The organism is Agrobacterium sp. Azo12, assembly GCF_029193765.2.
Classification (GTDB): domain Bacteria; phylum Pseudomonadota; class Alphaproteobacteria; order Rhizobiales; family Rhizobiaceae; genus Agrobacterium.
Map to the genome: position 1 here is coordinate 1212901 of NZ_JARFYO020000001.1, position 15554 is coordinate 1228454.

The following is a 15554-nucleotide window of genomic DNA, read 5'->3' on the forward strand; positions in this document are numbered from 1 at the left end:
TTGAAAAATGAAAGACCCGCCCATGCATATGGGCGGGGTCTTTGTCTGTTTTGCTCGGGGCTACCGCTCGGCCGGCAGGATCACTTCTTGACAGCAACAACGAAAAGGCGCGGGAAGCGTAGCAGGACACGGCCGTCCGCCATCGGCGCGTAAGCCTTGGCGATGCGCGCCGTATAGTCAGCCAGAAACGCTTCCTGATGTTCAGCACCTGCGGCATTCAGATAGGGGCGCAGTCCAGTACCTTTCACCCATTCGACGATCGCGCTGGCATCCGTCATCGGGTGGTTATAGATCGTGTGCCAAACATCGACCCGTGCCGATTTTGGACCAAGCCGGTCGAGATAGGCGGTTGGGGAGGGCAGTGGTTTACGCCGCAAAGATCCGTCGGCAAAGGCCGGGGCCCAAGGCCCGACAGACGCGGTTTCTCCCATCGAGACATGGGTCGGTTCAGACAGATTGTCCGGCATCTGTACCGCCAGCACGCCGCCCGGTTTCAGATGATCCATCAGCTTTTCCAGCACACTCAGATGGTCCGGTATCCATTGGAAAACCGCATTGGCGTAAAGCAGGTCGGCCGGTGTATCGGGTTGCCATGTGGAGAGGCCGGCTTTGCGAAACTCGGTATTCGGTAGGCGATCTCTGGCCTTTTCCAGCATGTCGTCGTCGCTGTCCACGCCGGTGATCACATTCAGACCGTAGCGGTTTGTCAGAAGCTCTGTGGAGTTGCCAGGACCGCAGCCGAGGTCATAACCCGCCATTACCGTTTCCAGCGGAACCTGCGCCAGCAGATCGCGGGCAGGGCGTGTTCTTTCATCTTCAAACCGGAGGTATTGTGCGGCGGACCATGCCATATCTGTGAGTCTCCCATGCTGACACCTTCGCTCAGGTGTCCCGTTTCAATTACACAGTTTTTACCCGCTCCATCATTTATCGTTATGCGTCCATTTATCAAGTTGTTGGTTCGATGGAAGATTCTTGCTCAGATACCGCAGGTGGATATTGTTTTGCGTCGTTTTGTGTTTTTGCGGAAAAATTATCTTGACCTGATGCAGGTCGAGGCATTCACTCCGGCCACTTATCTATAGGAGACTTTGAGAATGGCCGTCGATACTTCACCGAAATCAAACACCTGGACCTATGTTGACGGTGAATGGCTGCCCGGCAATCCGCCGTTGATTGGCCCCACCTCGCATGCCATGTGGCTGGCTTCGACAGTATTTGATGGCGCTCGTTGGTTTGACGGTCTGGCACCGGATCTGGATCTGCACTGCCAGCGCGTCAATCGCTCGGCCACCAACATGGGCATGATCCCGACAAAGACCCCGGAAGAGATAGAGGCGCTGGCGCTGGAAGGCGTCAAGAAGTTTGATGGCAAGACCGCTATCTACATCAAGCCGATGTACTGGGCTGAACATGGCTCGGTTGGCAGCGTTGTTGCACCGGATGGTGCCTCCACCCGTTTTGCTCTTTGCCTGTTTGAAGCACCTATGGATGCGGGCAAGTCGCTGACGCTCACCGTTTCTCCGCTGCGTCGCCCTTCGCCGGAAACTGCAATGACCGACGCCAAGGCAGGCAGCCTTTATCCGAATAGCGGCCGTGCGATCATTGAGGCCCGTTCGCGTGGTTTCGACAATGCCCTGATGCGCGATATGAACGGAAATGTTGCTGAAACGGCAGCCTCCAACATCTTCATGGTCAAGGATGGCGTTGTCCTGACCCCGGTTCCAAACCGCACCTTCCTTGCCGGCATCACCCGCTCGCGCGTTATGGGTCTGCTTCGTCAGGCGGGTTTCGAGGTTCGCGAAGCAACGCTTTCGGTGGAAGACTTCAAGAACGCCGACGAGATTTTCTGCTCCGGCAACTATTCCAAGGTTTCGCCGGTCACAAAGCTGGACGAGAAGGAATTGCAGGCTGGCCCGGTCGCCCGCAAGGCACTGGAGCTTTATCTCGAATGGGCCAAGTCAGGCACTGACGCCTAATTGCACATCTACCAAACGGCCGGGTTCCCCGGCCGTTTTTTTCTCCTGCAACACATATTCCGGATGACGGCAAATGGCCGAAAAATCTTCGCTTAACATCATTATTCGTCAGAGCCATACAGACGATATCCCAGCGATAACCGAAATTTACCGTGATGCTGTCCTGCACGGCAAGGCGAGCTTCGAAATCGATCCGCCCTCCGTTGATGAAATGCTCAAGCGTCGCGACGCTTTGGTCTCCGGCGGGTTTTCTTATCTGGTGGCTGAGGTTGAAGGCCGTATCGCTGGTTACGCCTATGCCGGTGCCTACCGTGCGCGCCCGGCCTATGGCGCAACGGTCGAGGATTCGGTCTATGTCAGCCCCGATGCCAAAGGCATGGGCATTGGCCGAAAATTGCTGGATGCGCTAATTGGCGACGCGACGGCCAAGGGCTTTCGGCAAATGGTGGCAGTGATCGGTGATTCCGCCAATGCCGCCTCGGTCGGCGTGCATCGCGCGGCAGGTTTTGAAATGGTCGGAACATTGAAGTCAATCGGCTGGAAGCATGGCCAGTGGCTTGATACTGTGCTGATGCAACGCCCGCTTGGTGAAGCAGATACGACGCCGCGCTTCCAGCCCTGATATGATTGGGGCTATCTCGCCTTATGGCTTGGCCTGATCGGGAATATCAATCTTGACGGTGTCCGTTGTCATTTCACCGCCGATTTCCACGGTCTTTGCCTGCTTGTCGTAAACGCAGATATGGCTGATCGTCGCGTCGGCCCCCTTGGCTTTGCCGCTGACGATCGCAAGGCCGTAGCTTTCGCTACCAAACGGATCGACCACGATCTTGGCGTTCTCGATCATGCCTTCCGTGGCGGCAAGGCATTTCGCTTGGACGTCGGCAGTAAACTCCTGCCATGCTTCATCCGATGAGGCGGCAGCAGGGAGTGAGATCAGGCTTGCCAGAATTGCAGTGCAGAGGGTTTTCCTCATCTTGTCGCTTTCCTTGTCAGTAATGCCGAACCGAAGTTCTTGAATCGGTACGCAACCATCGAATGCGATTGTGAATTTGTGATGTTGGTAGTGGAATTTTCTCTTTTGCCGGAACATTTTGATATTTCGCAGGTTGCCTCAATTGAGTTCCGCTCCTATGTTCCGCGCACAAGGTTTCAAGGAGCGGGTCACCGCTGCAACAAGGAGTACCACCATGGCCTTCGAACTTCCCGAACTTCCATACGACTACGACGCTCTCGCACCATACATGTCGCGCGAAACGCTCGAATTCCACCACGACAAGCACCACAAGGCATACGTAGACAACGGCAACAAGCTTGCTGCTGAAGCTGGCCTTGCTGACCTGTCGCTGGAAGAAGTCGTCAAGAAGTCTTTCGGCACCAATGCTGGCCTGTTCAACAATGCTGCCCAGCACTACAACCACGTTCATTTCTGGAAGTGGATGAAGAAGGACGGCGGCGGCAACAAGCTGCCTGGCAAGCTGGAAGCTGCAATCAACTCCGACCTCGGCGGTTTTGACAAGTTCAAGGCAGACTTCATCGCTGCTGGTACCACACAGTTCGGCTCCGGCTGGGCATGGCTGTCGGTCAAGAACGGCAAGCTCGAAATCTCCAAGACCCCGAACGGCGAAAACCCGCTGGTTCACGGTGCAGAGCCGATCCTCGGCGTCGACGTTTGGGAACACTCCTACTACATCGACTACCGCAACCTGCGTCCAAAGTACCTCGAAGCCTTCGTTGATAACCTCATCAACTGGGACTACGTTCTGGAGCGCTTCGAAGCCGCTTCCAAGTAAGGTTTTCAACCTTTGATTTTACGAGACACCCGGCCTTCGTGCCGGGTGTTTTGCTATGTGGCCGCGATGTCATATCGCTGTCATGTGCAGGGCATAAAGCCGCCGCCATGACACATCTTGCTGCACCGCTATTTTCCTTCGGCATCATCGCCGACCCCCAATATGCCGACATCGAACCGAAGCCTGATATGGGGCGCTATTACGCCAGTAGCCCACGCAAGCTCGATGCGGCGATTGAAACGATGAATGGCGAGGATCTGGCCTTCGTCGTGACGCTGGGTGATCTGGTCGATCGTGACTGGAACAGCTACGATGTAATTCTTGCTTGTTATGACAAGCTGCGGCACCGTTCCGTTCTGTTGCCGGGCAATCACGACTTTGCCGTCGATGCTGAGAAATTGCCAGACGTCTATCAGCGACTGGGCATGCCATCGCCTTGGCATGACTTTGCCGAGCAGGGTATGCGTTTCATTGTTCTTGATGGATCTGACGTCAGTCTGTTTGCACCGGAAAGACATGACCCGAAGCGTGAAATCGCCGCCACGCGGCTGGAGACATTGCAGGCGGTTGGCGCCATCAATGCGCAGACCTGGAATGGTTCATTGAGTGATGAGCAGTTTGGCTGGCTGGAAAACACGCTGGAAGACGCAGCACGTCTCAATCAGAAGGTGGTGATCTTCTGCCACTATCCTGTCTTCCCTGATAATGCCCATAACCTGTGGGATACGCCACGCATTCTGTCGTTGTTGGCCGACCATGATTGTTTTGTGGCGTGGTTCTGCGGCCATAACCATGTCGGTAATTACGGCGAAATAGACGGCAAGCATTTTCTCAATTTCAAGGGCATGGTGGACACGCCTGACGAAAACACCTTTGCCATTGCCGATGTCTATGCTGACCGTATCGAGGTTCGCGGTTTCGGTCGTGAAGACAGCCGCACGCTAGCGCTTTGATCGCTCAAGGATTGGTCTTCGGCGTTTGACTATATTGCCAGTTGGCCCATCCATAGCTGGCGCAAAGCCTCACCTTGCTGTTTGAAGAAGTCCTGCGTTTCGATGCAGCTTTTGACACGGTCCGCACGGAAGTTGCGGATCGCCTGCCGCAACTCGCACCAGGCGGCGATATTGGCGGTTTCGGAATAATAGATCACCGCGATTGGCCGTATCCGCCGTTCGGTCAGCGAACCGGCTTCGTCCTGATAGGTGATATCAAGCTTTTCCTCGTTGCGAACTGCGCGTCGGATCATCGACAGGTCCACGCCATCAGGTGCATTGGCAATAATGCCCCAGGCATGTAGCGCAGTGGTGGACAGAATGCGGGAGAGGGGTTCGGGGACCGATGAGGCAATCTTGTCGCTGACCCGCTTGGCTGCCTGGCGTAACTCCGTGTCGCCGGTTCTGCTGACAAGTGCCAGTGCAAGAACGATGGCTTCCGTTTCCTCGATCGAAAACATCAGCGGTGGCAGGTTGAAGCCGGGCCTCATGATGTAACCCACGCCACGTTCCCCTTCGACCGGCACACGCATGGCCTGCAAGGCGGCAATGTCGCGGTAAACCGACCGAGGTGTCACCTCCAGCGTGTCGGCAATCTGCTGTGCGGTCACCGGCTGGCGTGCCACCCGCAATATCTGGATGATTTCGAAAAGCCGTGATGCTTTGCGCATTTCTGTCTCCGTGCGAAGGCTACTGACAGAACGCTGTCAGTAGCACGAGATTATAAACACCAGAAACGGTTTGAAAACCTTGGGATCGCGCGCAGTTTGCAGCAAATAATGCGGGGGAGATACTGACATGGCCTATAGCGAAAACCTCTGGCTGTTTTTCCTGCTTTTGTTTGGCATCATCATTGTGCCGGGCATGGACATGCTGTTTGTGCTGGCAAGCTCTTTGACCGGCGGAAAACGTACCGGCTTTTTCGCCATTCTCGGTATCGTGGCCGGTGGTGTCGTTCACTCGCTGTATGGTGCGGCCGGTGTCGGGCTGCTGGCTGCCTGGATGCCCAGCCTGTTCACACCGCTGCTGGTGCTGGGCGCTGGTTACATGATCTGGATCGGCATCAGCCTGATGCGCAGTTCAATTACCGTGCAGGGAGATGAGGCATCGTCCAGCAAATCGGCATGGCGTGCCTTCCGGCGCGGCATCCTGACCTGCCTTGCCAACCCCAAGGCCTATCTGTTCATGCTGGCGGTTTATCCGCAGTTTCTGAAACCCGCCTATGGCCCGGTGTGGACACAAGGGTTGATCATGGGGGCCATGGTGGCTGCAACCCAGTTCAGCGTCTATGGCGCATTGGCGTTGACGGCGGATAAAAGTCGCAGGTTTCTGGTTTCATCACCTGCAGCAACGGTTTTCGTCGGACGTGCGGCGGGTCTGGTGCTGGTTGTTGTATCGGCGCTAACCCTGTGGGCGGAATTGACAAAAGTCTCTTAGATGACTGTTTTAGCAGCGAAAATCACCAAACCTCACCTTATTGTGACTTCTCTCGAAACGTCAAACGGGGCATGTTCGGGCGTCCCTAAATGTTGAATCGTCCCTTTGGCCGGTATCAAGGAGAGAAGCATATGAAATTGAAGACCATTGCGGCTGCCATGTTGTTCGGCTGTCTTTGCGCCGGAGCGGTTTCCGCTGCTGGCGAAATTGAAAAGCGCGAAGGCATGATGAAGCAAATCGGCGGCGCAATGGGCGCGCTGAATGCCATCGCCAAGGGCCAGAAGCCTTACGATGCTGAAGCGGTGAAGGCTGCTGTCACGACCATCAGCACCAATGCCAAGGCATTCCCTGATCAGTTCCCGGCGGGTACGGAGACCGGAAGTGCAGCCTCTCCAGCCATCTGGCAGAATTTCGATGACTTCAAGGCCAAGTCCGAAAAGCTCGGCGCAGACGCTGATGCCGTTCTGGCGCAGTTGCCAGCCGATCAGGCTGGCGTTGCAACCGCCATGCAGTCACTCGGCGCTGATTGTGGTGTCTGCCACCAGACCTACCGCTTGAAGCGTTAAGCTTTAAGCCTGCTGAGAATGTGCGGCTGTTCAGCATGGGCCGCACATTCTGCTGACGATATCCATGGTCTGTCATCCCGATCGCTGGGGGTACGCGCAGACCGGCATTTTTCAGACTGTTTTTCAGACTGTGCATTTCGGGAGAATGATATGGCTTCGAAGCTTGTAAAGCTTGGTGCCGCCGCGGCTCTGGCTGCTGTTGCAGGTGCAGGCATTTTCTTCGTAGTTACGGCGCCGGACAGGCAGGCGCCAAGCCATTGGGCCAATGCCGGAACTCCAGATCTCGTCAATGGCGAAAACCTGTTCTGGGCCGGTGGTTGCGCAAGCTGTCATGCAGCGCCTGATGCTACGGGGGATGCCCTGTTACAACTCTCTGGTGGCGCGCCATTGCACAGTCCATTTGGCACATTCTATGCGCCAAATATCTCGCCGGATCCAAAGGCCGGTATTGGTGAGTGGACCCTTGCAGAATTTGGCGATGCCATGACCCGAGGCACCGGCCGCAATGGTGAGCACCTCTATCCGTCCTTCCCGTATGCTTCCTACGCGCGGATGCCCGCCAAGGATATCAGCGATCTGTTTGCCTATATGAAGACATTGCCTGCCAGCGATCACGTCGCACCGAACCATGACTTGCCATTCCCGTTCAACATCCGGCTTGCTCTGGGTGGCTGGAAGTTCCTGTATTTTGACGAAGGTGCGGCACGCGTCGAGCTGGCAAACGCCGATGCCGCACTGGTGCGCGGCCAGTACCTGGTTGAAGGGCCGGGCCATTGTGGTGAATGTCATACACCACGCAACCTGTTGGGTGGATTCCTCAAAGACAAGTGGCTGGCCGGTGGTCCCAATCCGGAAGGCGAGGGCAGCATTCCCAATATCACCCCTGGTTCCAGTGATATGGAAAACTGGGCTGATGCAGATATCGCAAGCTATCTGGAAACCGGCTTCACACCAGAGTTCGACAGTGTTGGCGGCTCAATGGTGAAGGTGCAGCAAAACATGGCGCGCCTGCCAGCCGAAGACCGGGATGCGATTGCCGCCTATCTCAAGGCCATTCCGGCACGGTGACATCCTGGCTAGAAAACCGATGTGGATGATTGGTGTGGCAAAAGCACCGTCGTCAACAGTCGGTTCTATGCGGCCGCCATCGTCGGTTGGCGGCAGGTAATGTCAGCGCATCCAGACATTTCGAACAGCCATGCCGATGATGAAAAGCGGTATGGACGCGTTGCTCACGATATGCAGCATTCGTATTCGCGCGGCCAATCGGTCGCCTTTCTGTGCGCGTTGTTTCAAGATGGTGTTGATCTTCGAAACATTCCTCCATCCGCCGAACCATGTTGGCTTCTGGTCATCCAGCCCATCTTCTCTGGCGATCTTGCGGGCGTAGAAATATGTTGTGTAACCACACGCCATGCTCACTACGAGTACGACCACTATCCACTGGTGCATTTGTTTTACTCAACAACTAAAAATCACAAAAAACGCTCTTAACGTGCAAACCTTTAGTGGTTGATGATGCAGCGTTGAAGATGGATCGACTTCGTTAACCAAGCCTTTGAGAACCCTGCGGAATTAATCATCTCGTAAGCTGTCGCCTTCAGTAATGCCCGGCCTAGACGGGCGCTACCATTGCTTATTTCAGGCATGTGACGTCTCTGCATATTCGGGGTATGAAATGAATTCGATACTGACGTGCTTGGTGTATGAGCACGATATGCGACTGGTAGTGCTTGCGGGAATATTGTGCCTTCTTTCCGCGACGGTAGCGATGTTGCTGCTTCGGCGCGCTGTAAAAAGCAGCGGCTTACCTCGTGTGATCTGGATTGCTGCGACCGGCGGGGCAAGCGGGTTTGGCATCTGGACCACCCATTTCGTGGCAATGCTTGCCTATGATCCCGGTTTTGTGTTCGGGTATGAAATTAATGGAACGCTGATTTCGCTGGCGGTTGCCATCGGAACGACCGTGGCGGCTGCGGCCTGTGCGACCTACGATACCGGTCGGCACGGTACTGTTGCTGCAGGTGTATTGTTCGGTATCGGCGTCACCAGCATGCACTTCATCGGCATGACGGTAATTGAACTGCCTGGCACCATTGTCTGGGATCGTTCCCTGGTTATTGCGGCTTCCATTTTGGCCGTTGCGCTATCTGTGCCAGCATTCGCGGTACGTCGCGCTGAAAGGACCAGCGGTTCACCTGTCATTCTGCCTGCCGCACTTTTGACGCTGGCAATTGTTGGCATGCACTTCACCGCCATGGGCGCGATCACTGTTGTGCCAGATTACTCCGCGCCAGCCAGCAACGTCATCTCTGCGGGCGTGATGGTTCTCATCATCACCTGCGTGACACTGTCCTTCCTGTTTGCCGGGCTGACGGCAGCGATGTTTGCCATGCGGGCGGAAATGGCCACGGTAGCAGGTGAAACCAATTTCCGACGCCTCGTACAGGGCGTTACCGACTACGCAATCTATATGCTGGATACTGAGGGACGGGTCAGCAACTGGAACGTCGGTGCCGAGCGCGCCAAGGGTTACACTGCAGACGAAATTGTCGGTCAGCATTTTTCACAATTCTATTCACAGGAAGACAGGGCCGCAGGACTGCCTGAAAAGGCGCTTGAGACAGCCCGGACGAAGGGCAAGTTTGAATCCGAGGGCCTGCGCTACCGCAAGGACGGTTCGTCCTTCTGGGCGGCTGTGGTAATTGATGCAATCTATGCTGAGGACGGCACCCTGGCCGGGTATGCCAAGATCACGCGGGATTGCACCGAGCAGAAACGTGCTGCCAACCGCATTCAGGAAGCTTCCGACAATCTGGCGCTTGCTCTGGACAACATGGCCAATGGCATCATGTTGTTCGACAAGGACGAGCGTCTGGTTCTGCAGAATACACGCCTCAATGAAATTGTTGGTATTCCCGATAACGCGGATCTGGTGGGCAAGACCTTCCGGGAAATCTGCGAACTGCCCTATGGCCATGATGCCGGCAGCAAGATCGACGCCTCTGATTTTTATCACGGCCATATCGACCTGATCCGTGCGACGGAAGGTGGCGAAACCATTCGCACGATCCAGAACGAACGCACTGTGCGTGTCATTCATCGCCCGGCCGTGCAAGGCGCATGGGTGACAACCGTCGAGGATATTACCGAACGGGTTAAATCTGAAAAACGCATTGCCCATCTTGCTCGCCATGACGTCTTGACCGGCCTGCCAAACCGCCGCCAATTTGTCGAAACGCTGGATGCCGCTATTCGAGACGCCGATACACTCACTTCAAAGGTCGCCGTTATCGCAGTCGATCTCGATAATTTCAAAGAGGTCAACGATACGCTCGGCCACGCCGCAGGTGACAGCGTTCTGGTGACATTGGCAAAGCGCCTGGGCGAACGACTGCTAACTGGCGAAACGGTTGGCCGCTTGGGCGGCGACGAATTTGTTGCCATAAAAAGCTTCAACGATCAGACAGAATTGGATGAATTCATCCGTCGCATGAACCGCTTGCTGACCACCAAAATAGAACTGTCCCACACCGAGATTGTGCCAGGTGCCAGCCTTGGCGTGGCGATTTATCCGCAGGATGCTACTGATCGGGAAAAGTTGCTCAGCAATGCCGATATGGCAATGTACCGTTCCAAGGCCAGCATCGAACAGAAGATCAGCTTCTATGAAGCCGCGATGGACGAGGCCGCCAGAGAACGGCGGGCCATGGGCCGTGATATCTGGATTGCGCTTGAAAAGAAGCAGTTCTACTTGACCTATCAAGTACAGCGTTCGGTGAAGACCGATGAGGTCACCGGCTACGAGGTGCTGCTACGTTGGTTGCATCCGGAAAGAGGTCTCGTTTCACCAGTCGATTTCATTCCGATTGCAGAAGAATGTGGTGCGATCTCGGCGATCGGCGAATGGGTGCTGCAACAGGCCTGCCGTGAGGCCGCAGATTGGGACATCCCGCATAAGATTGCGGTCAATCTGTCCCCATTGCAGTTGAACAATGTCATCCTAGTTGAGAAGGTTCGCGAGATTCTGCTGGACACCGGCCTGCCCGCTGCACGTCTTGAGCTTGAAGTCACCGAAAGCGCCATCATTGGCGACAAGGCGCGTGCACTGCATATCCTGCGCCAGATCAAGGCGATGGGCGTAACGATTGCGATTGATGACTTCGGCACTGGTTATTCGTCGCTTGAAACACTGCGGTCCTTCCCGTTCGACAAGATCAAGCTCGACAAGAGCTTCGTACATGAGCTTGAAAGCCGACAGTCCAAGGCTTTCGTCCGGGCAATTGTTGCACTCGGCAAAAGCCTCGATGTGGCGGTGCTGGCTGAAGGTGTCGAGACACGCGAACAGTTGCAGGTGCTTTTGTCGGAAGGATGCGACGAGGTTCAAGGCTTTCTGTTCGGTCGCCCCGCAACACGCGAACAGCTGTCAGCTTCCACGCCTCTTCTTTTTGGTATCGGCAAAGCTGTCTGAGTTGATGCAAAAAATTACTGCCCGTCTCGTGAGAAACGGGCAGGTTGAAATTCGACTGTTTCAGTGACGTAGAGACTGATGAACAACAGGCAAGGAGCAATCCTTGCCTTGGAGGTTATGACGCCTTGGCCAATCCCTTGATGGCGGCTTTTGGCTGGTAGATGGTGTTTTTGCCGTAACCGCGATCTTCCGGCCCAAGCTTGGAGGCATCCGAGCCCGGCTCACGCTGCCATTTGCGGCGGTTAAGCTTGAAGCGCTTGACGAGATGTTCAAGTTCACCAGCACCATTGGCCAATGCTTCGGAAATGGCGCTCATGCTGCTGACCATCGCGGCATTTTGCTGGGTCATTTGATCGAGCGAGCCGATTGCCGAATTGATCTCTGACAGCTTCGTGGATTGTTCAGAAGAGCCAATCGCGATGGCCTCGACATTGCTTTCGATGCTCTGCACAAAGCCCTGAATGTTCTTGAGTGCATCACCTGTCTTACCAACCAGTCTGACTCCTTCATTGACCTCATTGGTCGAGTTCTTGATCAGGCCGGAGATTTCCTTGGCGGCGGAGGCTGAACGCTGGGCAAGCTCACGCACCTCCTGCGCGACGACCGCAAAACCTTTGCCTGCTTCACCGGCGCGGGCAGCCTCAACACCCGCGTTGAGGGCAAGCAAATTGGTCTGGAAGGCGATTTCATCGATGACGCCGATAATCTTGGAAATCTCGCGTGATGCGGTTTCAATGCGCGCCATGGCATCAACCGTTGCATCGACAACCTGCACAGAATCGACTGCTGCAATGCGGGCGTCCTGAACCAGCTTGCGGGCCTCGGCGGTGCGACCGGTGGATTCGCGAACCGTCTCGGTAATCTGCTCAAGGGCGGCGGAAGTTTCCTCGAGAGCCGCCGCCTGCTGCTCGGAGCGGGTGGCGATGCCACTGGCGCTGGCGCGCATCTCGCCGCTTTTACTGGACAGCATGGCCGTTTCGGTCAGCACCTGCTCAAGGGTTTCCTGAAACTTCGCCAGCGACTGGTTGAAGTCGTGGCGCAGGTGGTCGAATTCAGGAACGAAGGGGTCGTCGATTGTCAGACGAATATTGCATTCCGCCAGACGTTCAAGACCAGCGCCCACTTCCTGAAGTGCCCGTACGCGACCAGAGACATCGGTGGCAAACTTCACAACCTTGATGACCTTGCCTTCATCATTGAGGATTGGGTTGTAGGTCGCCTGAATGAAGATGGCACTGCCATCCTTGGTAATACGCTTGAACTCGTCGGCATAAAACTCGCCAGCCGCCAGACGTGGCCAGAAACCGGCATATTCATTGGAGGCAACATAGTCGGCCTCACAGAACATCTTGTGGTGGCGTCCCTTGATCTCTTCGAGGCTGTAACCTAGCGCCGAGCAGAAGTTTTCATTGGCGGTCAGGATCGTGCCATCCGGCTTGAACTCGATGACGGCCTGCGCGCGCGACAGCGCGGAAATCTTGCCCTTGCTTTCCACACTTTCCTGCTTGGCGGCAGTAATGTCGGTGGCGATCTTCACGACTTTGACAACCTTGCCGCCGCGGATAATCGGGTTGTAGCTGGCCTGGATCCAGATTTCTTCACCGCTCTTGGTCAGGCGGCGGAACTGGCGTTGCTCATACTGACCGGAAGCGAGGCCCTTCCAGAACGTCTTGTAGTCTGCTGCGGCAGCGTCTTCTGCGCGCATGAACATTCTGTGATGACGGCCTTTGATCTCATCGAGTCGGTAACCGAGCGTCGCGCAGAAATTTTCGTTGGCGTCGAGCACCATGCCGTCGGGTGTAAAAGATATGATGGCCTGCGATCGGCTGAATGCAGACAGGATAGCCGCGGCTTCCGTGCTGAAAATGCGATCAAACCCCATAACTCCACCTGTCAAACTTGGTTAATGTCTATAACTATTCACTGGCAAATTTTAGTTAAAACTTTGATTAGATTTCCGTATTTTCAGCTCTAACGGTACAATCACCTTGTCACGCAGTGGCACTGATTGCCCGATTGAAACGTCGCCCATTGACTCAAACCGGGCCGCGCCGGATAACAATGATGTGATGGTTCCTTGCCGGGGTTTTTACGGCGGGATGAAAAGGGAACACGATAGGGAATTGTCCTCATTCGTGGCTGCCCCCGCAACTGTGAACGGAGAGCCTGAAAACAAAGAGCCACTGGTCTGGCGCATCGATGCGGAATCATAGTGATTTTGCACTGTCGATGCGAAAAAACAGACAGACCGGGAAGGTGTTTTCAGGTTACGACCCGTGAGCCAGGAGACCTGCCATCGCGAGAGTGTCCATGCCGGCGGGGTGTCCGGAATTTGCGCGGTTTTGCGGAAATGCTTCGGCGGTTTCCTCTTTCTTCGTGTGCTTCCCCGTGGTGACGGATGTCGATTGCGGATCCGCGTGTCCATTGCATACGCTGCCGGTTCCGTTTTTGAGACTGCGTATGCATTGAGCGAGAGGGTTCACCATGTCTGTCCAAAACAACGTCGCCACGCAGGCGGTATCTGTCAAATCTGCCAGCGCAGTCCAGTCGCTTCTGGCCGTGTTCTGCGGCCTGTTCATCATCGGTTTTGTCGGCTTTTCGCATATCGAGGCCGTTCATAATGCCGCGCATGATACGCGCCATGCCAACGCCTTTCCCTGCCACTGAGGGAGAGCGGCATGTCGTCTTTTCGTAATATCGTTTTCACATCCGTTCTGGTGGGGCTGATCTGCGGACTTGCCGTCAGCCTCATGCAATATGTCGGCACCACACCGTTGATCCTGCATGCCGAGACATTCGAATCGGCTGGCGGTGAGGCCGGGCATAGTCATGACGCAGCACCGGCAACCGGTGAAGCGGCTGCGCCTGCTGGCCACGCTCATGACGAAGAAGCCTGGGGACCGACGGATGGTTTTGAGCGGAATGCCTACACGGCTGCTGCCAATATTCTGACGGCAATCGGTTATGCACTGGTTCTGACCGGCCTCATCTCACTGCGGGGCAGCAATATTGGCTGGCGTGAAGGTCTGTTCTGGGGGCTTGGCGGCTTTGCGGCCGTGGCTCTGGCGCCGATGGTCGGTCTGCCGCCTGAATTGCCGGGAAGCCCGGCTGGTGAACTTGCCGCGCGTCAGGCCTGGTGGATTGGCACTGCGGTAGCAACAGCAGGTGGTATAGCGCTTCTGGCTTTCCGTCGTGAGCCATGGGCGGCGGTACTCGCCATCGTGCTGATTGCTGCGCCGCATGTCATTGGTGCGCCGTTGCCGCCGGAAGGCGAGCACGCATTGGCACCACTGCCACTGGAGCGCCGTTTCATCATCCTTGCCACACTCACCAGCTTTGTGTTCTGGGTGTTGCTGGGTGCCTTGAGCGGCACGTTCCTCAAGCGCTTTGAAGCGGCCAAGTGAACAACGGTTCTGCCGAATGGAACGTGGCGCTTGATGCGCTGCGTTTTTCTGTTCCCGGGCATGGCGCGCCTTGCGCCGTGCACCGCCTTGCTTTCAAGGCACTGCTAGGTGCACCACCGGATAGCGAGGCCTGCCTTGCCTGTTTTACCGAGCATCAGGCTGCGTTTGAAGCTGCCGCCCTCGACAAGATCAAGCGACAAAATCTGGCGACGGATAAAAGCCTTCATCTGAACAGTCGGGATATTCGTCGCGCATTGGGTAACGATATCGCGTCGGGTCCGCAGCGTGTCTGTCGGGTTCTCGACCGCGATGTTGCCAGCTGAGTTATCTCAGCGGTGCTCGGCTGCAAACGCCTTGATTTCTGCTTCTGCTTCCGGTCCCCACAGGTTAAGCGCCTTGAGGATCTCGGTGGTAAAACTGATCGGCGCGGTTCCCGCTGCCGTGATAACGCCTTGGTCGCGCACCGCCTGTGGCTGGTCGCGATAATAATCGGCGCCCGAATAGGCTGGATAGGCGCGGTGTGAGGCAAGTGAGTTGCCGGTATGGGCAACGTTATTCAGAATGCCGGTGCCAGCCAGCATGCTGGCGGCCGCGCAAATGCCGGCGATCACACGTCCCTCCCGCCGGAACCGCTGCACCATCTCGGTAAAGTCCGGGGCGGTGCCACGCTCCCAACTCAGTCCGCCGGGAACAATCAGCGCATCGATCGAGGCCGGATCAAGTGCACCATAGGCTACATCGGGCATGACTTTCAGGCCACCCATTGACTTGACCGGCGAACCATCCGGTGACGCAATGATGATCTCGGCACCCAGATAACTGCGCGCCACAGCACTGAACAGGGCGCTTTCCCAATCGGCGAACTCGGGCGTCAATGCAATTGCAATACGGGTCATTGTCTTTGTCCTTGCT

Annotated in this window: 17 protein-coding genes and 1 riboswitch; of the genes, 11 read left to right on the top strand and 6 right to left on the bottom strand. The window is 55.9% G+C overall.

All coding sequences use genetic code 11. From position 1 onward, the window contains the following. Positions 1-80: 80 nt before the first annotated feature. The gene (gene tam, locus PYL13_RS05530; protein WP_275640693.1) at positions 81-851 is read right to left on the bottom strand and encodes a trans-aconitate 2-methyltransferase; all 771 of its coding nucleotides are present in this window, start codon (positions 849-851) and stop codon (positions 81-83) included. A gap of 246 nt (positions 852-1097) precedes the next feature. Here tam and PYL13_RS05535 point away from each other — a divergent pair, with 246 nt between their 5' ends. Together PYL13_RS05535 and PYL13_RS05540 are read left to right on the top strand one after the other, a co-directional pair. Continuing rightward, complete coding sequence (locus PYL13_RS05535) at positions 1098-1979, top strand: branched-chain amino acid aminotransferase (protein WP_250983102.1); 882 nt, start codon at positions 1098-1100, stop codon at positions 1977-1979. A gap of 73 nt (positions 1980-2052) precedes the next feature. Continuing rightward, complete coding sequence (locus PYL13_RS05540; protein WP_275640694.1) at positions 2053-2601, top strand: GNAT family N-acetyltransferase; 549 nt, start codon at positions 2053-2055, stop codon at positions 2599-2601. Positions 2602-2622: 21 nt separating this feature from the next. Here PYL13_RS05540 and PYL13_RS05545 read toward each other — a convergent pair whose 3' ends face one another. Beyond that, the gene (locus PYL13_RS05545; protein WP_250983100.1) at positions 2623-2955 is read right to left on the bottom strand and encodes a hypothetical protein; all 333 of its coding nucleotides are present in this window, start codon (positions 2953-2955) and stop codon (positions 2623-2625) included. A 214-nt stretch (positions 2956-3169) separates the two neighbouring features. Here PYL13_RS05545 and PYL13_RS05550 point away from each other — a divergent pair, with 214 nt between their 5' ends. Together PYL13_RS05550 and PYL13_RS05555 are read left to right on the top strand one after the other, a co-directional pair. After that, positions 3170-3772, top strand: a complete 603-nt coding sequence (locus PYL13_RS05550) for a superoxide dismutase (protein ID WP_192487255.1) — start codon at positions 3170-3172, stop codon at positions 3770-3772. Between the two features lie 107 nt (positions 3773-3879). Further along, a complete protein-coding gene (locus PYL13_RS05555; RefSeq protein WP_275640695.1) occupies positions 3880-4725 on the top strand; it encodes a metallophosphoesterase in 846 nt (281 codons plus the stop codon). A 29-nt stretch (positions 4726-4754) separates the two neighbouring features. On the opposite strand, the gene PYL13_RS05560 is transcribed toward PYL13_RS05555, so the two are convergent. Then, positions 4755-5435, bottom strand: a complete 681-nt coding sequence (locus tag PYL13_RS05560) for a helix-turn-helix transcriptional regulator (RefSeq protein WP_275640696.1) — start codon at positions 5433-5435, stop codon at positions 4755-4757. 127 nt (positions 5436-5562) lie between these two features. Here PYL13_RS05560 and PYL13_RS05565 point away from each other — a divergent pair, with 127 nt between their 5' ends. The 3 genes from PYL13_RS05565 to PYL13_RS05575 all read left to right on the top strand — a co-directional run bounded on the left by PYL13_RS05565 (position 5563) and on the right by PYL13_RS05575 (position 7835). Next, entirely contained in the window at positions 5563-6201 is a 639-nt protein-coding gene (locus tag PYL13_RS05565; RefSeq protein WP_192487258.1) for a LysE family translocator, read from the top strand. Between the two features lie 131 nt (positions 6202-6332). Further along, positions 6333-6767 (top strand): c-type cytochrome, encoded by a 435-nt coding sequence (locus tag PYL13_RS05570; protein ID WP_192487259.1) that lies wholly within the window; start codon positions 6333-6335, stop codon positions 6765-6767. 150 nt (positions 6768-6917) lie between these two features. Next, positions 6918-7835 (top strand): cytochrome c, encoded by a 918-nt coding sequence (locus tag PYL13_RS05575; RefSeq protein WP_275640697.1) that lies wholly within the window; start codon positions 6918-6920, stop codon positions 7833-7835. A 102-nt stretch (positions 7836-7937) separates the two neighbouring features. Here PYL13_RS05575 and PYL13_RS05580 read toward each other — a convergent pair whose 3' ends face one another. Beyond that, positions 7938-8219, bottom strand: coding sequence for a hypothetical protein (locus PYL13_RS05580; protein ID WP_275640698.1), 282 nt, complete (start codon positions 8217-8219; stop codon positions 7938-7940). A gap of 226 nt (positions 8220-8445) precedes the next feature. Between PYL13_RS05580 and PYL13_RS05585 the strand changes: the two genes are divergently transcribed. After that, positions 8446-11238 (top strand): bifunctional diguanylate cyclase/phosphodiesterase, encoded by a 2793-nt coding sequence (locus tag PYL13_RS05585; protein WP_275640699.1) that lies wholly within the window; start codon positions 8446-8448, stop codon positions 11236-11238. A gap of 115 nt (positions 11239-11353) precedes the next feature. On the opposite strand, the gene PYL13_RS05590 is transcribed toward PYL13_RS05585, so the two are convergent. Next, positions 11354-13120 (bottom strand): methyl-accepting chemotaxis protein, encoded by a 1767-nt coding sequence (locus PYL13_RS05590; RefSeq protein WP_275640700.1) that lies wholly within the window; start codon positions 13118-13120, stop codon positions 11354-11356. A gap of 171 nt (positions 13121-13291) precedes the next feature. Next, a riboswitch (cobalamin riboswitch) is annotated at positions 13292-13550 on the top strand. Between the two features lie 172 nt (positions 13551-13722). On the opposite strand from PYL13_RS05590, the gene PYL13_RS05595 reads away from it, so the two are divergent. Genes PYL13_RS05595 through PYL13_RS05605 form a run of 3 tightly spaced genes read left to right on the top strand, consistent with a single transcriptional unit; the run spans position 13723 to position 14965 of the window. Next, positions 13723-13905, top strand: a complete 183-nt coding sequence (locus PYL13_RS05595) for a CbtB domain-containing protein (protein ID WP_192487264.1) — start codon at positions 13723-13725, stop codon at positions 13903-13905. Positions 13906-13916: 11 nt separating this feature from the next. Next, on the top strand, positions 13917-14642 hold the full coding sequence (locus tag PYL13_RS05600) for a CbtA family protein (protein WP_275640701.1): 726 nt from the start codon (positions 13917-13919) through the stop codon (positions 14640-14642). Beyond that, the gene (locus tag PYL13_RS05605; RefSeq protein WP_275640702.1) at positions 14639-14965 is read left to right on the top strand and encodes a DUF1488 family protein; all 327 of its coding nucleotides are present in this window, start codon (positions 14639-14641) and stop codon (positions 14963-14965) included. The genes PYL13_RS05600 and PYL13_RS05605 overlap by 4 nt, the downstream gene beginning before the upstream one ends. Positions 14966-14971: 6 nt before the next feature. Here PYL13_RS05605 and PYL13_RS05610 read toward each other — a convergent pair whose 3' ends face one another. Beyond that, the gene (locus PYL13_RS05610; protein ID WP_275640703.1) at positions 14972-15538 is read right to left on the bottom strand and encodes a type 1 glutamine amidotransferase family protein; all 567 of its coding nucleotides are present in this window, start codon (positions 15536-15538) and stop codon (positions 14972-14974) included. Between the last annotated feature and the right edge of the window lie 16 nt (positions 15539-15554).